Raw genomic sequence first — 21,021 nt, 5'->3', positions numbered from 1 at the left:
TTCCCTTTCCCGGCGGGGAATTCGCCGCCGTGCCAGACTGGGATCATGTCTCGATCGGCACTTTGGGTGATGGCGGCGGTACTGGGCGTGCTGACGCTGGCGACCGGCTGTAGCGGTGGTGACGGCGGCGATGACAGCGACGACGGATCGGGCAAGGGCGAGCGCCCGGAGGGTACGCGGGTGACGATCCGGGTGCCCGGCGACGCCCCCACCATCTCGGACGCGGTGTCCCTGGCCCGGCCCGGCGATCTGGTGCTGGTGGCCCCGGGTGTTTACCACGAGTCGGTGAAGATCGACACGGCTCGCGTCACGCTGCGCGGCGAGTCCCGGGACAAGGTGATCGTCGACGGGCAGTTACGGCGCCCGAACGGGGTGGTCGTCACCGCGCCCGGGGTGGCCGTGGAGAACCTGACCGTACGGAAGAACACGCAGAACGGGGTGCTGGTCACCGGCTCGGCGGCGGCGGTCGCCGGGCTGCCGGGGAGCGGCGGTTACGACACCGGTGACGAACCCGTCAGCTTCCTCAAGTCGTTCGCGGTCTCGCACGTGACCGCGACCCGTAACGGCCTGTACGGCATCTACGCGTTCTCCGCGCAGAACGGTGTCATCGAGCACTCCTACACCTCCGGCGCGGCGGACTCGGGAATCTATGTCGGCCAGTGCAAGCCGTGCCGGATCGTGGTGCGGGACAACGTCTCCGAACTCAACGCGGTCGGTTACGAGGGCACCAACGCCGGCGGCGACATGTACGTGGTCGGAAATCGTCTGGCCGGCAACCGCGTGGGGCTGACCACCAACTCCGACCACCAGGAGAAACTGCTTCCGCAACGGGACGCGGTCATCGCCGGCAATCTGATCGCCGACAACCAGCAGTCACAGACACCCCAACAGGCCGACGGCGGCTGGGGCATCGGTATCGGCGTGGACGGCGGCAGCGACAACCAGTTCGTCCGCAACCGGGTCACCGGCAACACCAACACCGGGCTCGTGATCACCGCGACGGCGGATCTGACGGCTGACCGCAACCGGATCACGGACAACACCTTCACCGCCAACGGCGTCGACATCGGCTGGACGTTCCCCACCGCCACCCGCGGACGGGGCAACTGCCTGCGGGGGAACGAGCTTCGCAAGACCGTACCTGCCGGGCTCGCGAAGTCCGCGTCCTGTCCGCTTCCCGCCAAGTCACCTTCGCCGTCCGGGAGTTGGACGAGCACGGCGGCGCCTGCGGGCATCGCGTTCACCGACGTGGCCGCGCCCGGCCCGCAGCCGCAGTTCCCGGGGGCCGCCACCACCGGTGCCACCGTCGTGCCGGACACCCCGGCGCTGCCGGACATCGCGGACATCACGCTGCCGTCGCCGTCGCTGCTCGCCGCCGGCGCACGGGTGCGGACCTCGTAGGACGGCACCCGGTGTGGCCCCTTTGAAGGGGCCGCTGAGGGCGGTTACGGCGCCGGTGTGACTCCGGGAACCGGCCGGACGGGGACGTACTTCTGGGTGTCGAAGTCGAAGACCACCGGCTGCGACTCGGAGGCGATTCTGGCCTGAACTCGGTGCATGGTGCCGCCCGAACCGATCCAGTAACGCACGGCCCCCGACGTACCGCCCCCACTCCCCGGCGTACTGCCTCCGCCCCCCGGCGTACCGGCTCCGCCGCTGCCCGCGCCAGCCGCGCCGGCCGCGCCGGCCGCACCGGCCTCGCTGTCGGCGTCCGGCCCGTTCATGATGTCCGTCCGATGGCCGCGCACCTGGTCCCGCCCGACCCATGAGGCGCCGCTCTGCGACAGCAGTACGGAGTTGTCCGGCCGGTCGTTGCCGAGGCGCAGCGCGATGGCCAGCGAGCTGTCCAGAGTCATGCCGGACGTCTGGAGCGGACGGCTGTGCCAGCCGGACGCCGGCGGCGACGCCGGTGCGGCGGCCGGGGGGTCCGTCATGGGATGGACGAGGACGGCGGTGGCCGTCCACCGGATCAGCCCGTCGCTGGACGTGTCGCGTCCGGTCCCGCGCACCACCCCGTAACCGGTATGGGTGCGGTAGTCGACGGATCCGGTGACGACCAGCCCGCCGGCGGGGTTCGGCACGGTTATCCGTATCGCCCGGCCGCCCGCCTGGTAGTTGAGGAACCGCGTGATCGCCAGCCGCTCCACCTCGTCCGAGGTCAGCGCACGCGGGCCGGTGGGGCCGTCGCCGTCGCCGAGGAGGACGAAGGTGGTGGTCACGGCGGCGGCGACACCGACGGCAACGGCCGCCACCCAGCGTAACTTCGGCCATCGACGGCGCCGGCCCGTCTCGCGCCCCGGGCGGCCCTGCTTCTTGTTGACGCTCCGCGTTCTGATGCTCCGCACGCGGCGGGACTGTAACAGGTCTCCGCCGAGGCGCCTCGAAACTCTGCGTTCACGAGACATGACTCACCGTCAACTCATATGCTCACCCCTGCATTTGCCGAGTCGGCATCAGCGTAGGACGAGGTAGAGGAGTGCCATGTCATTACGTGGAGTGGTGCGGTTGGGGCTGTCCGGCCTCTTACTGGTCGGGGGTGGCGCCGGCACGATTCTGACCGGCGCCGGGCAGGCAGGCGCTTCGGCCTCCGACGGCACCCTCACCGTCCAAGTACTACGGGACTTCTTCGGCACCGGCGTGATCAACTCGACCATGGACGTGCCGCAGCGGGGCATGAAGGTCGCGGTCGCCGACTCCGCCGGCAACCAGGTCACCGGTGTCACGGATGTCACCGGAAAGGTCATCGTGCCGCCGACGGACGAGCTGACCGGCGGCCGGTACCGGGTCGATGTCACCGTCCCGGCGCCCTACAGCGACTATCTGCGGGCGGCGCCCGCCTCGACCGCGCCGAACCACTTCGACAGCTTCACCATGTTCGTGGACGTCTCGGACGGCAAGGACGACTCCGTGATCACCGGGGTCTGGGATCCGGCCGACTACACGCTCCCCGATTCCCGCTACTTCGTGCCGATCCAGAGCGGCGCCGGCGGCAGGGACACCCGGGCGCTGGTGGCGTTCGGGACGAACGCCCGCGGCAACTGCCCCGAGCAGCAGGCGTGCCCGGAGGTGATCAACACCCAGGGCCAGGTGGGCACGACCTACGGGCTGGCGTACGACAAGTACCGCGAGCAGATCTTCCAGTCGGCCTTCGCCCGGCGGTACACGGCGTACGGGCCGGAGGGCGGTAACGCGATCTACACCACGCCCGCCGACGGCGGGAGCGCCCCGAAGCTCTTCGCGAAGGTGCCGGGCGCCACGGAGACGCCGCACGACACCGGCAATCTGATCAAGGACGCCGGATTCACCGACGCACCGGGCAAGGAGAGCGTCGGCGGTCTGGCCCTGTCGGACGACGGCTCGACCCTGTACGCGGTGAACCTGCTCACCCGCAGCCTGGTCAGCTTCGACGCGACCGGGCCCACGGCGTCCGAGCCCGAGGCGACCGTGCCGATCCCCGATCCGGGCTGCGCGTCGGACGGTGACTGGCGTCCGTTCAGCGTGGCCGTCCACAACAACACCCCGCATGTCGGGGGTGTGTGCAGTGCGGAGAGCACCAAGCAACGCGCGGACCTGAAGGCCGTCGTCGCCACCTATGACGGCGAGCGGTTCACCACCGTACTGTCCCAGCCGCTGACCGCCGAGCGCGGGAGCGTGCTCACCAACAACTCCGGCCGGGACCAGGTCAATCACTGGAACCCGTGGAACACCGACCTGGCGGACTGGGACAGCTTCAGCGTGGGCGGCGCGATGATCAATCCGCAGCCGGCCCTGGCCAGCATGGCCTTCGCCCGCGACGGCTCGCTGATCCTCGGCTTCCGCGACAGGTTCATGGACGTCGTGAGCTGGGGCGGGCTGGACCCGAGGCCCGGCAACGACACCCCGCAGAACGGGATGTCCGGCGGCGACATCAACATGGCCTGCGCCAAGCCCACCGGCGGATACGAGTGGGAAGGCACCGGAAGCTGCCCCGACCACGCCACGGACCCGACCGTCGACGGGGTCCAGCCCAGCGGCGTCGTCGAGTACTTCCCCGGTGACTTCTTCCCGAACGGCGGCTCCGCGACCCAGCCCGGACCGCACCAGGAGTCCGCGCTGGGATCGGTCGCCTACATCCCGCAGCAGCAGTGGGTCGTCAGCACGCAGATGGACCCGACCGGCCAGGTCATCACCAACGGGACCGGCTACTACGACGTCGCCACCGGCCGCGGCCCCGGCAACGACCCGGCCGCCAACGCCTACCAGTTCATCGGTCCGAACGAGAACGGGTTCGGCAAGGCGGGTGGCCTCGGCGACATCGCGTACGCCGCGGCGAACGCACCGATCCAGATCGGCAACGTGGTGTGGTTCGACGGCGACCACAACGGCGTCCAGGACCCCGGGCAGGTGCTGCTGCCGGGTGCGACGATCAACCTGCTGGACGCGGAGGGCGAGAAGGTCGCCACGACCACGACCGATGCCGCCGGTGAGTACTACTTCGGTGGTGTCGGCGCGGAGTACGAGCTGACGCCGGGCGCCAAATACACCGTGCAGTTCGATGTGTGCACCGCGGACACCGCCGAGGTACCGGGCCAACCGGCCGCCACCGACCTGCGGTTCACCCTGCCACGCACCGGGGACGACCGGGTGCACGACTCCAACGTGACCCCGCCGACCACCGGACGACTGTGCAACGGGTCCGCCCCGGTCACCGCACCGACCGCGCCGGGAGGGGTCGACCACACGATCGACGCCGGCGTCCACATCCCGGAGGCGGAACCGCCGTCCCCGTCCCCGACCCCGACCCCCACCCCGACACCCACGCCGCCCGGCTCCCCGACACCGGAACCGCCGCCGGGCGTGGTGCCCAACGACCCGACACCGGCGGGCAACCCACCGGGCTCACTCGCGAACACCGGCACGTCCGACATGGGAGAGATCCTCGCCCTCGTCGCCCTGCTGCTCGCGGCGGGCGCGACAGCGGTCCTGGTCACCCGCAGACGACGCACCAGGCACCACTGACACCCGAATCCGAAAACCCCGACGGGCCGGTGCACCGCACCGGCCCGTCTGGTTACTCGGTGCCCGTTCACTCGCCGGTGCCGGCAGGCGGCTGTCTGAAGTCGAGGACCTGCTGATAGAGCTTGCGGGCGCGTTCGTGGTTTCCGGCGTCGCGTTCCACATCGGCCCAGTACAGGAGCGCGTCGGCCCGCTGCTCGGGTGGGCCGTCGGCCTCGGTGCTCTGCTGGAGCAGCCTGCGGGCCTCCTCCAGATTCCCGGCCCCCACCTCCACCACGGCCAGATTCCACGACGCTGCCATGACTATGCCCCACTGGCCGCCGTCGATCGCCTGCCTCAGGAGGCTGCGGGCCTCCGCCGTGTTCCCGGCGTCTCTTTCCAGCATTCCCCAGGAGTTGAGGGCCCAGCTCTTGTGCCAGAGCGGACCGGTCTCGATGACTTGCCGGTACAGCCTGCGCCCCTCGTCCGGATTGCCGGCCTGCGCCTCGTGCCAGCCCAGGCGGTTGCGTGCGTCGGCCGTCTGCTCGGGGGTGCCGTCGGCCTCGATCGCCTGCCGGAACAGGTTGCGGCCCTCGCGCGAATTCCCGTTCTCCGCCTCCAGATTGGCCAGGCGGAGCAGCGCGTCCACATGGCGGTGCAGCCCCTCCCGATCACTCCGACGCCCTCCGTCGGCCGCGTCCGCCTCGGCCGCCTCGGGCTCGGGCTCGGGCTCGGGGGAAACCGTGTCGTCCGGTGGCGGCGGAGGGACGACGTCCCGCTCGGCGATCATCGTGGTGACGGTGGGCGGCAGCCACGAGATACCCGTCTCGTCCGGGACGGACACCCGGTCGAGGATCTGTTCCACGGTCGGACGTCGCGAGGCGTCCTTGTCCAGGCAGTCCGCGACCAGCGAGGAGTACGCCGCCGGCAGCCCCGACAGGTCCGGACGCTCGTGCACCACCCGGTAGTTCACCGCGTGCGGGACGCCCGCTCCGAACGGGAGGCGGCCGGTCGCCGCGTACGCGATCACGACACCGAGCGAGAACACGTCCGACGCCGGCCCGGCGGGATCGCCCAGAAGGTGCTCCGGAGCCATGAAGCCCGGCGTCCCGATGGCCATTCCGGTGCCGGTGAGCTGTGTGTCCTCGACCGCACGGGCGATGCCGAAGTCGATCAGCCGGGGGCCGTCCGCCGCCAGCAGGACGTTCCCGGGCTTCAGGTCGCGGTGCACCATCTCGCAGCCGTGCACGGCCGCCAGCCCTTCCGCGAGCCCTGCGGTCAGCGTCCCCAACGCCCGCTCCGGCAGCGGGCCGTACCGCCCGACGGCCTGTTGCAGCGAGGGGCCGGGAATGTACGCGGTGGCCAGCCACGGCGGATCGGCAGCGGGGTCGGCGCCTACGACGTGCGCGGTGTAGAAGCCGCCGACCCGCTGTGCGGCGGCCACTTCGCGCGCGAAACGCCGTCGGAAGCCGGCGTCCCTCGCCAACTCCGGCCGCACCACTTTCACCGCCACCAGCCGGCCACCACGGGAACGGCCCAGAAACACCTGCCCCATCCCGCCCCCGCCCAGCCGCTTCAGCAACCGGTACGGTCCGACCTCCTGTGGATCCCCGGTCCGCAACCCCTCCACGCCGCCCCCCCTTCGACCGAGGAACGTCCGCGCCCGACCCGCCGGTCGCGAACCCCTCGTAGCCCATCGCCGTGCTGGAAACCACTACCCCTACCCAGGACGCCGCTACCGCCCCGGCAGTTCGGTCATCCCGACCACGGTCACCGCGTGCCGCAGCTTCCGCACGGGCAGCGCACCTCCGCGGCCGGGCGTGGTGTGCGGCGGGAGCGGTCCGTGCGGCGGATGCGGTGGAGGAGGGTCGAGGTCACGTACTCCGTGGCCCCGAGTGCCGCCCGGGGGAGGTTCGCCGTGCCGTTCAGGCGGAGCCAGGCGGTGAGGGCCGAGCATCCGCTGCGCAGCGCTCCGAGCGGGTTGTGTGCGCGCAGCTGGCACAGCGCCGCCTTGCTCTCGAACAGGACCACCCCGCGCCGGTAGCCGTTGCGCCGGGACGTCGCCACCGCCCCGGCCAGGACCGCGAGGGCGTCCTTCCAGCGGCCCCGGCGCATGTGCAGGGTCGCCACGGCCGCGTCCAGGATCGCCTGTGCGGTGCCGCTCTCCCGTAACCGGCCGAAGGCCCTGCGCGCTTCGGCGAGATGGGCGTACGCCTCGTCGAGGCTGCCGGCCGTCGTCAGCACCTCGCCGAGCCGCAGATGCAGGAAGCCGGCGCGGCGCAGCCGTTCGGACTCGCTGACGCAGGGGTAGTCGGCCATCCGCAGCAGTTGGTCGAGCGCCTCCTGGTGCCGGCCGAGCACGCTGAGGATCTTGCCGCTGTAGTGGTGGGCGCGCATCGCCGCCCGGTGGGCCGGGGTGGGAACGGGGTCGCCCGCCGCGTCCAGAGCTGATTGGAAGTGGTGCAGAGCCGTACGCAGCGCCCCTTGTACATAGCGCAAGTTGCCGTAGCAGATGTGCAGTTCGGCGCGGCGGTCGGCGCAGGAGGGGTCGTCCTCGCAGAGCCGGCGGCAGTGCGCGAGCAGCCGGTCGGCCTCCCGGTACTGGCACAGGTCGATGTGGTGCTGCGCCAGCATCAGCCCGACCTCCACCTCGTCCCGGTTGCCCGCGCAGGCCCGGTGGGCCTCCCGAAGCGCCTCGCGGCGGGCGGCGCGGCCTTCCTCCAGATGCTCCTGGCGTGAGTGGTACGAGGCCTTCGCCACATGCAGCGGCCAGGTCGGCAGACCGTTCGCCGCCGCCAGGGGCAGGCTCCGGTCAATGACGGAGATCAGGTCCAGCCCGTCGAACCGGTCACCGTGCTCGCCCGCGCTGACCGACACCTGGGCCAGTCTGGTCAGGAAGCGCGCGAGCAGCAGGCCGTCCACGTCGATGCCGTAACGCACCACGTTGTCCAGAGCGTTGACGGCTTCCTGGAGCCCTTCGTCCGCGACGTCGCTGTCGGCCGTCACCCGCTCCAGGGCGATGCCGAACAGCCGCAGCACGGTCGTGCTCCACACCTCCGGCCGCTCACCGCAGTAGCCGCGCCGCGACGTCCCGTTCACGCGCTCACGGCTTGGTGTACTCGTACAGCAGGCTGTGGATGGAGTACAGCTCGTTGAGCCGGGACGCCTGGACGAGTTCCAGGTCGTGTCCGCAGCGCAGCGTACGGCGCAGCTCGTCCTCCGCCAGTCCGCTCAGGTCGGCCAACTCGCCCATGCCGACCCGGTCTCCGCGCCGCTTGGCGCAGAACGCGGCCATCAGCCGGTGCCCCGGCTCCACCCCGGCGTTCAGGTCGAACTCGTTCAGCGAGCGGTCGAAGAGATGGTTCTTGATGTGGGCGGCCAGCCGTTCGCCGCCGTCGGGGGCGTCGCGCTCCAGCGCCGTCAGCTCCTCGACCACGTCGGGCAGCGGCATCCGGGTCGAGAGATAGCGCCGGATCGCCAGCCGCATCAGATACGGGTTGCCCTCGGTGATCCGTACGACAGGGGTGAAGGTGGCCCCGTCCGCCCCGGCGAACTCCGCGTCCTGCGCCCCGACATGGCGGATCAGCGCGACCGCCGCGTCCGCGCCGAGACCGGTCACGGCATGCTCCTTGATCGCGTGGTCCGGGGCGTGGACCACACCGCGACTGGTGACCATGAGCTTGTGCGGCCGTACGAAACCGGCCCGGCGCAGCCCTTCGACGACGGCCGTGGCCTGGCTCGCCACCTCCAGGTTGTCCACCACCGCGAGCACCCGCCCACCGGTGTCGCCGGCCGCCCGCAGGGCCGTCCGCAGCTCGGTCTCCCAGCCGCCGCGGTCGGCGCCGAGGCGCACCCCGAGCTGTTCGGCGAGGTCGAACAGGGCTTCCCGCAGGCCGGTTTCGTCCACCTCGCCGCGGACCGTGGTCCACAGAACGCGGTCGAAGACACCTTCCTGGGCGACCCGCCGGGTCGCCTCGTACGCCCGGGTCGTCTTTCCGACGCCGCCCGCGCCGCGCACGTTGACCACCCAGGGACCGGTCGGGCCTGCCAGGTCGGCGAGCAGCCGCTCGACGGCCGGCTCGATCCCGAACAGGCCGTCCTGCTCGTGGTCCACGCCGGCGCGGCTGTGCCAGTCGGGCGCGGGAGTCGCTGTCGTGGCCGTCGCTGCTGCCATCGCTGTTGCCGCTGCCGTGGCCGTCGGCGCGGGCGGCCTCGGTGGTGTCGGCGGCATCGGCGGCACGGGCGGCACGGATGGGGCGGGTGGCGTCGGTGCGGGCAGCAGCCGCTTCAGCGCCGTGTACGAACGGTGCCGCCGCGAGTCCGGCCGGATGATGGAGAAGTGGTCGCCGGGCAGAACTCCCGCGTCGGGAAAGACACTTCGCGCCGAGGCCGGAGTCGCCACCCCGTCGCTCTCCCCGGCGAAAATGGTGACCGGGATGGGGCAGGACCGCTCGGTCACCGACCGGGCGTACACCACATGTTCGAGCACCGTGCGCCGAGCCTCGGCCACCGCCCGGTCGAGCGGGCGCAGTTGGCGCTCCCGCGGCTTCCGGCGCAGGAACGAGCGGCGCGGGAGGAGGGCGAGCGCGGAGCCGGAGTCGGGGCAGGCGAACATCACCACCCGGACGATCCGGGCGAGTTCGGTGCCCCGGCCCTCGTCCAGCATCCGGGCCAGATGGCGCTGGACCACCAGACCGCCCTGGCTGTGCGAGACCAGCACCAGCCGCCGGTGGCTCGCTCCTTCGACGTCGAGGAAGCCCCGCAGGCTGTCCGCGACGTCGTCGAAGGAGGGGATACGGCGCAGCGGGCTGAACGAGGCGATCTGCGAGGTGTACTCGAAGGGAAGCGGGTCGATGTGCGCCAGTTCGGGGTCGCCCGCGATCAGTTCCTCGAAGGGAGTCCAGACCCGGGGCGAGGAGAAGAGGCCGTGGACGAGGACCAGCCCCACCCTGTCGGTCAGCCCGTTCTCCACGGGTCTCAGTATGCCCACCGGAGGCGTGCGACGTGGCCGTTGGCGAGAAGCGTACGGCCGCCGGTCACGCGCCCGGCGGCCGTACTCGTACAGGACGGGGCGTCGGCCCCGCGTGAGGGACGTGCGTGAGGGACCTGCGTGAGTGACGTGCGTGAGGGACCTGCGTGAGGGACGTGCGTCAGTCGCGGCCGAAGATCTTCCTGGCGGAGCCCAGGTTCAGCAACGCCGTCTCTCCGGTGGCGTTGTCCAGGCCGTCGTTGTCGGTCACCGCGTAGACGTCGCCGTCACCGGCCACAGTCAGGCCCTCAAGCTTCTCCTGGGTCCAGCCGTTGGTGGCGCGCAGATCGGGCAGCACGTCGTGGGCGAGCTTCTTGGGCAGGACGCGCAACGGGCCCGCCGGGGCGGCGGACTTCGGGAGGTCGACGGTGTACACCCGCTTGATCTTCGCGGACGGGCCGTTCAGCTTGTCGCGTTCGATGACGGCCAGCTTGTCTCCGACCACGGTGATCTCGGAGAGGCCGATCCAGTCACCGGGCGTGGTGGTCGTGCCGATCCGGTATCCGTACCAGCTCCAGGTGCCGGCCTCGACGTCGTACCGGCCGAGGCGCACGGTCCCGGCCGGATCGGTCTTGACCTCGCGCTGGAGCGTGGCCCAGACGATCTCGTGGCCGCGCCGGTCGGTGGTCGCCGTGACGCCCTCGAAGCCCTGTCCCGCGAGGCCCGCGGCGATGTCCGCCGGCAGGGGGACGACCTGGCGGGTCGTGCCGCCGCCGTCGAGCCGGACCAGCTTGTTGCCGGCGCCGGTCGCGCCCTCCACGGCCAGCCAGAAGCCGCCCCGCGGGCGGGCGTGGATGCCTTCCACGTCGTAACCGGTCGGCTTTCCGTCGGCGTCCTTGACGGTCAACTGTCGTTTGATGAGCGCCGGTTGGCGCGCCGCGTCGATCGTGAGGATCCTGGTCGTGGTGTACGCGGCGTCGGTGGCGCTGTAGAGCTGGTGCGACCGGCCGGGTACGGCGGAGAGCGCGCCGAGCGCGCCCCAGCCGATCGGCGTGCCGGTGGAGTCGTCGGCCGAGACGACGCTCGGGAAGGCGGGGGTGTTCCTGCCAAGACGGAAGAGGCTCACCGAGGCCCGTACGTTGACGGAGGCGTCGTCCTCCTCGCTGGAGACGGCGAGCAGGTCGCGTGCCGGGATCGGCAGCAGCCCCTCGGGACCGTTGGTGGTGGCCAGCACCTGGCGGAAGACCGGGGCGGTGGGCCGGCTCAGGTCGTACACCGCCACGAAGTTGCCGCGCTCCGACCCGACGAACGCGTAGCGCACCCCGTCGAACTCGGCGATCGCCAGCCCCTCCGGCTCGGTGCCCTTCTTCTCGGCGCGGGACTCGTTGTGGAGCCCGTGGCGCGCGGCGAGTGCCTCGAAGCTGTTGCCCGCGTCCCAGACGACCTTGCCGGTACGGCTGTCGAAGACGGACCAGCCGCGGGTGCCGCCCCGCCAGTCGCCCTCGTTGGCGGTGGCCAGGTAGCGGTCGTCGATCCAGCCGACCGAGTCGGGTTCGCGCGGTACGCCGGTGATCGAGCCGGTCAGATCGATGTCGCCGTCCTCGACCGTGTCGACGCCGTCGACCGACGCCGTACCGGCGGTGAAGGCCTTGGTGATGCGGCCGGTCGGCAGATCGAGCAGGACGACGCCGTTGTTCTCCTGGAGGGTCACCACCAGCTGGTTGCGGCGGTTGACGGAGACGTACTCCGGCTCCGGGTCGGTCGGTTCGGTGATCCCGGCGGCCAGCAGGGCGGGCAGTGCCGTGCCGTCCGGCCGCGTCAGGGGGACGGCGCGGGTACGCCACTGCGCGGGCCCGGCGCCCTTGAGGTCGACGATCTGCACGAAACCGGCCGGGAGTTGGGGCAGGTCGCCCTCCTCGCCGCCGGGCGGGGTCGCCTCCTCGTCGCGCTCGTTCTCGATCGCGATGGCGGCGTACCGCTTGTCCTTGCTGATCGCGAGGGAGTCGGGCTGGCCGCCGAGGTCATGGCTCGCCACCCGGCGCCGGTCGCGCAGCGAGATGACGTCGAGCCGCCCGGACGGGTGGGTGTGGTCGGCGCTGGTGTTCACCACCACCAGGACGTACGGGCCGACGACGGCGATCGAGGTCGGCTCGTCCTCCGCGTTGCCGAGTTCGGCCAGCGACAGGGTGCCGAGGCCGCGCGGGCGGTCGGCGTCGGCGATGTCGACGAAGCCGATCCGGCGGGCCGCCGCGTCCGTGTAGACGAGGGTCCGGCCGTCCTCGCCGGCCGCCGAGATCTCGGCGACGGTGGGGGACGCGGGGTCCTCGCCGGCGGGACGGTTCTGGAAGACCGGGTAGGTGGCGGTGCGGTCGAAGGCGAGCGGGCGCCGCCGGTCCTGGTGCGAATCCTGGCGCGAGTCCCGGTATGAATCCCGGTACGAATCCCGGTGCGAGTCCTGGTGTGCGCTCGCCGCGCCCGTACCGGCCAGCATGCCGGCGGCGACAGCTACGGCTACGAGCGCGGCGTAGGTTCTCTTGGGCTTGAGGTGCATGGTGTCTCCGTTGCGCGACAGTGGCAGGGCGGAATCGTGGCACCTGCGGGCGAGCACGGAACGGCGTCCGGGTGAACAGGCGTCGACGCCGGTGGGCGGCGGGACGCGGCGGCGGAGACGTGGCGGCGGCGCGGGGTTCGGTGGGGTTCGGTGGGGTTCGGAGCTTGGGGGCCGGGGGTCAGCAGGGGTCCGCCAGCAGGACGACCTTGCCCTCGACGGCTCCCGACTCCGCGTACCGCATGGCCTCCGCGATCTGCGACAGCGGGAAGGCGCGGGCGATACGGACGGCGATATGGCCCGCCGCGAGATGGTCGAACACCGCTTCCAGGTCCGCGCGCACCTCCACCCGGTGACGCCGCGGGTTTCGCCTGCGGCCGGCCCAGAGGTTGAAGAACGTCGTGGAACGGCCGTTGGGCAGTACGCGCCAGAGCAGCAGCCGCGCGAACAGCGCGTAGACGGGGAGTTGGGCGTTGCCCCGCCGGTCGCGGGCGGCGGCCGTACCGTACGCGACGAGCACGCCGCCGCGCGCCAGGAGCGAGAAGGAGCGGCGGATGCCCGGCCCGCCGACGTGGTCGAACACGGCCGCCACACCCCGCGGGGCGATGCGCCGGATCTCGGCGGCGAAGTCGCCGTGCCGGTCGACCGGGACGGCGCCCAACTCGCGCAGATACAGCGCGTGCCGCGCGGAGGCGACACCGATCACCCGGGCACCGGCATGGCGGGCGAGCTGCACCAGCAGCGAGCCGACGCCGCCGTTGGCGCCGAGCACGACGATCGTGTCTCCGCCGCGCACCCGCGCGGCGGAGAGCATCCGGCGGGCGGTGATGCCGTTGACGATCACCGTCTCCGCCTCCTCGGCGGTGAGGCTGTCGGGCACCGCCACCAGTTCGTCCAGCGGCAGCACCAGGCGGTCGGCCCACGCGCCGGTCTTCGTCAGCGCCGCCACCCGCCGGCCCACCGCGAACCGGGCGTGGGACTGCGGAGGGTCCGACGGGCGGTCCGACGGGCGGGAGGACGGGCAGGACGGCGCGTGACCGTCGTCGCCGAGCGCGTGGATGACACCGACGACGTCGTAGCCGGGGACGAACGGGAACGGCGGCTGGTTGAAGTACCGGCCACGGCGCATCTGCTGCTCGGCGAAGGAGATCCCGGTCGCCTCCATCCGTACCAGCGCCTGTCCGGGCCGGAGCGGCGGCGTCGGTCGCGTCCGCAGTTCCAGACCGTCCGGCTCCACGACGCCCGGCAGAACGACCTCAGTGATCAACGCGCCTGTCCCACTTCCTTCTCAGGGTCCGGTCACCGGCTTGCCGATTCTCACGATCCCCTGGTCAAGGACGCTGGTGCGTCGGCGAAAACTACGTAGCCAGGGCGGGCGCTACGTAGTCCGAGCGGTCCCGTCCGCAGTCGCCCGTCCACCGTCGCCCGTCCGCCGCCGCCCGTCCGCCGTCGCCGGTGGTCACCGGGTCATCTCGCGGAGCATGCGGCGCGACGAGATGCCCAGCTTGCGGTACACGTTGCGCAGATGCGTGTCGATGGTGCGCGGGCTGAGGAACAGCGCCGCCGCCACCTCCTTGGACGTCGCCCCGGCGGCGACCTGCCCCGCGATGAGCCGCTCCTGCGCGGTGAGCAGGTCGAGCCGGCTCTCGCCCGGACCGCCCTCGCCCTGCCTGCGCGGCTGCTCGCCGGTGGCGCGCAGTTCCCGGGCCGCGCGCTGGGCGAAGCCGCGGGCGCCCATGGCCGACAGCATGTCGTGGGCCGCCCGTAGCTCGACCCGTGCCTCGATACGCCGGTTCTCCCGGCGCAGCCACTCCCCGTACGTCAGCCGGGCGCGCGCGTACAGCACCCGCACCCGAGTCTGCGAGAACTGGTCGATGGCCTCCCGGTGCAGACCCTCGCGGTCCTCCTCCCGGCCGAGGAGGGCCCGCGCCCGCAGCCATTCGGCGACGGCCCACGGGACGGGGTTCGCGCGGGCCAGCGCCGCGAGGTGGTCCAGGGCGGCATCGGCCTCGTCGCCGCGATCGGCACGGGCGGCGGCCTCGACCAGCTCGCTGTGGACGGCCCAGATCGAGTACGAGCCCGACCGGAGCCGGCGCTCGGCGGCGAGCGCGGCGTCCAGCGCCGCGTCGTAGTCGCCGAGCCCGTTGTGCAGGACCGCGCTGGCGTAGTGCTGGCCGGCAGTCTCGAACGGCCGCCCGCCACGGCCGAGTTGCGCCTGGATCTCCCGGAAGTGGTCGAGGTCGCCCCGGAAGCCCGCGTAGACGAGTTCGGCGCCCACGAGCGGGGCCGTGCCCGCCGCCTCGTCGACCGCCCGCGCCTCGGCGAGGCTGGCGTCGGCCTCGTCGAACCGGCCCACCGCGACCCTGGCGATCGCCTGGTAGCGCAGCGCCTGCGGCAGTACGGCGAGCGCGCCCTGGTCGCGCGCGACCTCCACCTGACGGTCGGAGATCTCCTCCATCAGTTCGTCCTCGCGCAGATCGATGACGAGCTGGCAGGCCAGATTCATCCGCCACGGGCCCGTCGAGGCCGAGGCCGCGGCGGCACGGCAGGCCCTGGCCACGCCGAGCATCGTGGGCACCGCCTCCTCCAGAGGCAGCATGATCTGGTCGAGCAGGGCGTCGAGCAGCATGTCGACGGGCCGGGCGGGCTCGCGCCTGGGTGCCCGCTTACGGATCTCCGCGCCCAACTGCTTGAGCAGGCCGGGCTGGTTGTCGTTGTACATGAACGAGGCGAACGCCTCCAGATACATCTCCCTGGCCCGGTCGGGAGCGAACTCCATGGCGACGTCGACCAGTGTGGTGGTCGCTTCCGGACTGTGGCCGAGCTGGAAGTCGACGCGCGCGTGCAGCAGGCGCGCCTCCGCGCGACCGCGGTCGTCCATGGGGAGGTGCGACGTCTGCTCGACGAGCGCGCGGGCCGCCCTCGGCGCACCGGCCTGGAGTCGCAGCTTCGCGGCGGAGAGCAGCCGGCATGCCCGGCGGTCGGCCTGGGGGTCCGCCGGGTGGCCGGCTCCCCGGTCGCCGCCCGTGCTGTCGCCGCCCGTGCGCTCGGCGACCGGCGTCAACTGCGCCGCCCGCTCCATGAACGCTGCGGCGGCGGCGAATCCGCCGCGCAGCCGCGCCCACTCGGCGGAGCGCTCCAGTTCCGCCGCGACGTCCTCGTCGACGTCGATGACCGCGTGGGCCCGGTGCCACGCCCGGCGGTCGACCCCGGTCTCGCGGTCGGTGGCCTCCGCGAGAGCGCCGTGCACCCGTCGCCGTAAGCCGGGAGTGGCCGACGCGTACACGGCGGAGCGTACGAGAGGGTGGCGGAAGCGCAGACGCGGCCCGAGGGTCAGCAGCCCGGCGTCCTCCGCGGCGGCGAGCCCCGCGATGTCCAGGTCGAGCAGCTTCGCCGCGCGCCGCAGCAGACCGAGATCGCCGACCGGCTCCGCCGCGGCGAGCACCACCGACGACCGCGCGGCGGACGGCAGTCGCTCAAGCCGGTGTACGAACTGTTCCGCCAGCGCGTCGACAACGGTGGCCCGCAGCCGCTTCGGACTGGCGACCGCGAAGGGGCCGGCGTCGTGCGAGAACTCCAGCAGTGCCAACGGGTTGCCGCGCGCCTCGGCGAGCGTCCGGTCCAGCACCTCGCTGTCCGGTCCGGTGTACGACGCCGCACCCAGTACGGCGCGCGCGTCCTCGTCGCTCAGACCGGTGAGCGGCAGGCGCGGCAGATCGGCGAGGCCGCGCAGCGAACCGACGTCACGCGCGGCGAACAGCACCGCTATCCGCTCGCTCGCCACGCGCCGGGCGACGAAGACCAGCGCCCGCCGCGAACCGTCGTCGATCCACTGGGCGTCCTCCACGACGCAGCACACCGGGTGCTCCACCGCCACCGCGCGCAGCAGCCCCAGTACGGCGAGGCCGACCGTCAGCGAGTCGGGCGACGTCTGCTCACCGAGGCCGAACACCGCCTCCAGCGCGCCTCGTTGGACCGAGGGCAGCCCCACCCGGTACTCAAGGAACGGCGCGCAGAGCTGGTGCAGCGACGCGTACAGCAGATCCCGTTCGAACTCGGTGCCGGCGGCGCTCAGCACCGCGAACCCGTCCAGGGCCGCCACCGCGTTGTCGATGAGGGCCGATTTGCCGATCCCCGCGTCACCGGACACGACGAGCGACCCGCCTTGTCCGGTGGACGCCGAGTTCAGCAGTTGGTCGAGCGCGCGTCGCTCAGCGTGTCGAGCTACGAACCGCATGGGAATCGGCCTTCCGGTCAGCGCTGTCGGGTCAACTCGCTCTACCTGCGAGCACGCGAGATTCGGCGCACGGGTTGCCGAAAGTGCCGCCCTGTGCCCCGGGTGTTACAGGTGCTCCAGGTGCTCCAGGTGCCGCTGACGTTAGTGAGGCGACAGAGAATTTTGCAGTGTTAGATTTCCCGAACACCGAGGTCATTCACACCCGGGGGTCATTCACACCCGACGGCCGCTCGCACACGGTGACCGCTCACACCCGACGGCCGCTCGCACACGACGGACAGAGCCCGCGATACGTGACCTCCGCCTCGGACACCGTGAACCCGAACCGTTCCGCCGCCGGAAGCCCGGCCAGTGGATCGCCGGTGGGATGGACGTCCCGGATGGTGCCGCAGTCGGAACAGACCAAGTGCTGGTGCGGATGGTGCGCGTTGGGGTCGTAGCGCATGGCCCGGCCCGCCGCCGAGACCTCCACGACCTCGCCGAGGGAGACCAGTTCACCCAGGGTGTTGTAGACGGTGGCCCGGGAGATCTCGGGCAGCAGCCGCGCCGCCAGGGTGTGCACCTCGTCGGCCGTGAGGTGCACGTGATCGCCGTCGAGAACCTGGGCCACGACCCGGCGCTGGGAGGTCATCCGCCAGCCACGCCCGCGCAGTCGCTCCAGCAGGTCGCTCATGTGGGATCACCTGTTCAGGTTCGGGACATCAGATGTTCGTCCGTGGATGTCCATGTTTCGGCCGTATCTTACTGAATGCGGTTTTAGTTCGCTTCTTGACTTGGACTCTGTCCATCGTAGGATCGGGTCCGGCCGCCTGAGAACCGCAATCCGCTTGGTCCGGAAGGATTCCCATGTCTGAGAACCATGACGCAATCGTCGTAGACGCGAAATCGGAGGGTGAAGGCGGCTGCCCCGTCGCACACGGGCGCGCGCCGCACCCGACCCAGGGCGGCGGAAACCGCGCGTGGTGGCCCGAGCAGCTCAACCTGAAGATCCTTGCCAAGAACCCCGCGGTGGCCAACCCCCTGGGTGCGGAGTTCGACTACGCCGAGGCCTTCAAGTCCCTTGACCTCCCGGCCGTCAAGCAGGACATCGCCGAGGTCCTGACGACCTCGCAGGACTGGTGGCCCGCCGACTTCGGGCACTACGGCCCCTTCATCATCCGGATGGCCTGGCACAGCGCGGGCACGTACCGCATCAGCGACGGCCGCGGCGGCGCCGGAGCCGGCCAGCAGCGCTTCGCCCCCCTCAACAGCTGGCCGGACAACGGCAACCTCGACAAGGCCCGCCGACTCCTGTGGCCGGTGAAGAAGAAGTACGGCCAGAGCCTGTCCTGGGCCGACCTGATGATCCTCGCCGGCAACGTCGCCCTGGAGACCATGGGCTTCGAGACCTTCGGCTTCGCCGGTGGCCGCGCGGACGTCTGGGAGCCCGAGGAGGACGTGTACTGGGGTCCCGAGACCACCTGGCTCGGCGACGAGCGCTACACCGGTGACCGCGAGCTGGAAAGCCCCCTCGGCGCCGTCCAGATGGGCCTCATCTACGTCAACCCCGAGGGCCCCAACGGCAGTCCGGACCCGCTCGCCTCGGCGCGCGACATCCGTGAGACGTTCCGCCGCATGGCGATGAACGACGAGGAGACGGTCGCCCTCATCGCCGGCGGCCACACCTTCGGCAAGACCCACGGCGCGGGCCCGGCGGACAACGTCGGCGCCGACCCGGAGGCCGCCCCGATCGAGCAGCAGGGCTTCGGCTGGAAGAACAGCTTCGGCACCGGCAAGGGCGGCGACACCATCACCAGTGGCCTTGAGGGCATCTGGACCAACACCCCCATCACCTGGGACAACAGCTTCCTGGAGATCCTTTACGGCTACGAGTGGGAGCTGTTCACCAGCCCCGCCGGCGCCAACCAGTGGCGGCCCAAGGACGGCGGCGGCGCCGGCACCGTACCCGACGCCCACGACGCGTCGAAGAGCCACGCCCCGACGATGCTCACGACCGACCTCGCGCTCCGCGTCGACCCGGCGTACGAGCAGATCTCGCGGCGCTTCCTGGAGAACCCCGCAGAGTTCGCGGACGCCTTCGCCCGCGCGTGGTTCAAGCTGACGCACCGTGACATGGGCCCGATCGTGCGCTACCTCGGCACCGAGGTGCCCGCCGAGACGCTGGTGTGGCAGGACCCGATCCCCGCCGTCACGGACGAACTCGTCGACGCCGTGGACATCGCCTCCCTCAAGGAGCAGGTCCTGGCCTCGGGCCTGTCGGTGTCCCAGCTGGTGTCGACCGCCTGGGCGTCGGCCTCGTCCTTCCGCGGCAGCGACAAGCGCGGCGGCGCCAACGGCGCGCGGATCCGCCTCCAGCCGCAGATCGGCTGGGAGGTCAACGACCCCGACCGGCTCGCGACGGTGCTCCGTACGCTCGAAGGCATCCAGGAGAGCTTCAACGCCGGCCCGAACGGCGGAAAGCGCATCTCGCTCGCCGACCTGATCGTGCTCGCCGGAGCCGCCGCCGTCGAACAGGCCGCCAAGAGCGCCGGCTTCGACATCGAGGTCCCCTTCACGCCGGGCCGCGCGGACGCGTCGCAGGAGCAGACGGACGTCGAGTCGTTCGCCGCGCTGGAGCCGGTCGCCGACGGGTTCCGCAACTACCTCGGCAAGGGCCACCGGCTGCCGGCCGAGTTCCTGCTGATCGACCGGGCGAACCTGCTGACCCTCAGCGCCCCCGAGCTGACCGTCCTCGTGGGTGGTCTGCGTGTCCTGGGCGCGAACTACCAGCAGTCGTCGCTCGGTGTCCTCACCGAGACCCCCGGGTCGCTGACCAACGACTTCTTCGTCAACCTGCTGGACCTGGGCACGACGTGGACGGCGACGTCCGAGGACGCGAACACCTTCGAGGCCCGCGACGCCGCCACCGGCGAGGTCAAGTGGACCGGCACCCGCGCCGACCTGGTCTTCGGGTCGAACTCCGAGCTGCGCGCGGTCGCGGAGGTATACGCGAGTGACGACGCGAAGGAGAAGTTCGTGAACGACTTCGTCGCGGCGTGGACCAAGGTCTCGAACCTGGACCGGTTCGACCTCGTCTGATCCTCTCGGCCGGTTCCGACCGGCCGGTTCCGACCGGCCGACGACGACGACGGCAGACGACGGCAGACGACGACGGCCGGGCCGGCCCGCGGTGTTCGCGGGCCGACCCGGCCGTTCGGCGTTCACGTGCCCGCGTGCACGTACGCCGCCCGGACATGGGGGCGCTCCGGGACCCGCCGGCGCAGTTCCCGGACGGTGTGGTGGAGCGCGCGGCGGGGCGGGCGTCAGCGCGGGGGGCGCAGTGATTCGATTGCCCGGGAGAGGCTGGCCGAGCCGTGGCCCTGGGCCAGCTGGTGCTCGAAGAGGGTCTGGAGCGGGGTCAGCAGGTCCACCCCGACGCCCTGGGCCTTGGTGGCCGTCAGCATGTTGGCCAGGCCCACGGTGTTGATGTCGAGATTGGACGTCTCCGTCGTGTAGTCGCCGGAGTCGATCTCGGCCGCGAAGCCGGGCAGCGCGGCGGCTGCCCCGTTCAGCCAGGGGACCAGGAGGGCGGTGATGTCCGTGGCCTTGATCTGCGCCGAGTCGGCGACCGCGACCGACTGGAAGAAGCCCGCGAACATGCCATACATGCCGCTGAGCAGCGCGACGTCGTACAGCGAGGCCAGGCCGGGGTCACCGCCGACGAAGGTGGGGGCGCCGAGGAGGTCCAGCTGTTCGCGGTACGTCTCGAAGACGGCGGACGAACCGCTGTAGAGGACGAACGCGTCCGCCGTGCCGAGCGTCTGCGGTACGGCGTAGACCGCGCCGTCCAGATAGTTGGCGCCCTGGGCCGTGACCCAGGCCGCCAACTCGCGGGCGGGCTCCGGGGTTCCGGAGGTGAGGTTGAGCAGGGTCCGGCCCCGGAGCGCGTCGGCGGCGGGCGTCAGGAGCCGGCTCACGGTGTCGTAGTCCAGTACGCAGACGATGACGAGTTCGCCCGCCGCGAGGGCTTCGGCGACCGTCGCCGCCCGGTGCGCGCCTCTGGCGACGAGGTCGTCGGCCTTGGCCGGGGAACGGTTCCAGACCGTGGTGCGGTAGCCCTGGTCGAGGAAGGCGGCGGCCAGGGCGCGGCCCAGGTTGCCGAGCCCGATGACGGTGACGGTGAGGGTCTGCTGCTGCGCGGGCGCGATGGTGGTCATGGGGTGTGTCCTCCGTTGTTGTCGTGTGCGGGTTGTCGTGTGCGGGTTGTCGTGTGCGGGTTGTCGTGTGCGGGTTGTCGTGTGCGGTGCGATGAGA

The 21,021-nt window shown here is 71.7% G+C and carries 12 protein-coding genes; 3 read left to right on the top strand and 9 right to left on the bottom strand.

The genetic code is table 11. From position 1 onward, the window contains the following. Window positions 1-45: 45 nt before the first annotated feature. Complete coding sequence (locus tag ACFYNU_RS21310; protein ID WP_356590631.1) at window positions 46-1,401, top strand: right-handed parallel beta-helix repeat-containing protein; 1,356 nt, start codon at window positions 46-48, stop codon at window positions 1,399-1,401. 44 nt (window positions 1,402-1,445) lie between these two features. Here the strand turns inward: ACFYNU_RS21310 and ACFYNU_RS21305 are convergent, their stop codons facing one another. Beyond that, window positions 1,446-2,219, bottom strand: coding sequence for a hypothetical protein (locus tag ACFYNU_RS21305; protein ID WP_388767014.1), 774 nt, complete (start codon window positions 2,217-2,219; stop codon window positions 1,446-1,448). A gap of 262 nt (window positions 2,220-2,481) precedes the next feature. Here ACFYNU_RS21305 and ACFYNU_RS21300 point away from each other — a divergent pair, with 262 nt between their 5' ends. Then, on the top strand, window positions 2,482-4,998 hold the full coding sequence (locus tag ACFYNU_RS21300; protein WP_356590627.1) for an SdrD B-like domain-containing protein: 2,517 nt from the start codon (window positions 2,482-2,484) through the stop codon (window positions 4,996-4,998). Between the two features lie 67 nt (window positions 4,999-5,065). On the opposite strand, the gene ACFYNU_RS21295 is transcribed toward ACFYNU_RS21300, so the two are convergent. From ACFYNU_RS21295 to ACFYNU_RS21265, 7 genes are all read right to left on the bottom strand, one after another. Continuing rightward, complete coding sequence (locus ACFYNU_RS21295; RefSeq protein WP_356590625.1) at window positions 5,066-6,604, bottom strand: serine/threonine-protein kinase; 1,539 nt, start codon at window positions 6,602-6,604, stop codon at window positions 5,066-5,068. Between the two features lie 140 nt (window positions 6,605-6,744). Then, window positions 6,745-8,073: a hypothetical protein gene (locus ACFYNU_RS21290; protein WP_356590623.1), complete on the bottom strand. Its 1,329-nt coding sequence runs from the start codon at window positions 8,071-8,073 to the stop codon at window positions 6,745-6,747. A 4-nt stretch (window positions 8,074-8,077) separates the two neighbouring features. Next, complete coding sequence (locus ACFYNU_RS21285) at window positions 8,078-9,946, bottom strand: NB-ARC domain-containing protein (RefSeq protein ID WP_356590621.1); 1,869 nt, start codon at window positions 9,944-9,946, stop codon at window positions 8,078-8,080. Between the two features lie 178 nt (window positions 9,947-10,124). Then, window positions 10,125-12,494, bottom strand: coding sequence for an esterase-like activity of phytase family protein (locus ACFYNU_RS21280; protein ID WP_356590619.1), 2,370 nt, complete (start codon window positions 12,492-12,494; stop codon window positions 10,125-10,127). 178 nt (window positions 12,495-12,672) lie between these two features. After that, complete coding sequence (locus ACFYNU_RS21275) at window positions 12,673-13,758, bottom strand: medium chain dehydrogenase/reductase family protein (RefSeq protein WP_356590617.1); 1,086 nt, start codon at window positions 13,756-13,758, stop codon at window positions 12,673-12,675. A gap of 192 nt (window positions 13,759-13,950) precedes the next feature. Further along, window positions 13,951-16,728 (bottom strand): AAA family ATPase, encoded by a 2,778-nt coding sequence (locus tag ACFYNU_RS21270; protein ID WP_356590615.1) that lies wholly within the window; start codon window positions 16,726-16,728, stop codon window positions 13,951-13,953. A 247-nt stretch (window positions 16,729-16,975) separates the two neighbouring features. Beyond that, window positions 16,976-17,401 (bottom strand): Fur family transcriptional regulator, encoded by a 426-nt coding sequence (locus ACFYNU_RS21265; RefSeq protein ID WP_356590613.1) that lies wholly within the window; start codon window positions 17,399-17,401, stop codon window positions 16,976-16,978. A gap of 173 nt (window positions 17,402-17,574) precedes the next feature. Here ACFYNU_RS21265 and katG point away from each other — a divergent pair, with 173 nt between their 5' ends. Beyond that, a complete protein-coding gene (katG, locus tag ACFYNU_RS21260; RefSeq protein WP_356590611.1) occupies window positions 17,575-19,806 on the top strand; it encodes a catalase/peroxidase HPI in 2,232 nt (743 codons plus the stop codon). A 224-nt stretch (window positions 19,807-20,030) separates the two neighbouring features. Here the strand turns inward: katG and ACFYNU_RS21255 are convergent, their stop codons facing one another. Beyond that, window positions 20,031-20,924, bottom strand: coding sequence for an NAD(P)-binding domain-containing protein (locus ACFYNU_RS21255; RefSeq protein ID WP_356590609.1), 894 nt, complete (start codon window positions 20,922-20,924; stop codon window positions 20,031-20,033). Window positions 20,925-21,021 lie beyond the last annotated feature (97 nt).

Source organism: Streptomyces sp. NPDC006643 (assembly GCF_042870175.1).
GTDB lineage: Bacteria > Actinomycetota > Actinomycetes > Streptomycetales > Streptomycetaceae > Streptomyces.
The sequence above is the reverse complement of the archived record's forward strand: the minus strand, read 5'-3'. Positions and strand labels throughout refer to the sequence as shown.

Bases quoted from the DNA above. Each gene is read 5' to 3' on its own strand.
- ACFYNU_RS21310 (WP_356590631.1), top strand. From the start codon at position 46: ATGTCTCGATCGGCACTTTGGGTGATGGCGGCGGTACTGGGCGTGCTG.
- ACFYNU_RS21300 (WP_356590627.1), top strand. From the start codon at position 2,482: ATGTCATTACGTGGAGTGGTGCGGTTGGGGCTGTCCGGCCTCTTACTG.
- ACFYNU_RS21280 (WP_356590619.1), bottom strand. From the start codon at position 12,494: ATGCACCTCAAGCCCAAGAGAACCTACGCCGCGCTCGTAGCCGTAGCT.
- ACFYNU_RS21270 (WP_356590615.1), bottom strand. From the start codon at position 16,728: ATGCGGTTCGTAGCTCGACACGCTGAGCGACGCGCGCTCGACCAACTG.
- ACFYNU_RS21265 (WP_356590613.1), bottom strand. From the start codon at position 17,401: ATGAGCGACCTGCTGGAGCGACTGCGCGGGCGTGGCTGGCGGATGACC.
- katG (WP_356590611.1), top strand. From the start codon at position 17,575: ATGTCTGAGAACCATGACGCAATCGTCGTAGACGCGAAATCGGAGGGT.
- ACFYNU_RS21255 (WP_356590609.1), bottom strand. From the start codon at position 20,924: ATGACCACCATCGCGCCCGCGCAGCAGCAGACCCTCACCGTCACCGTC.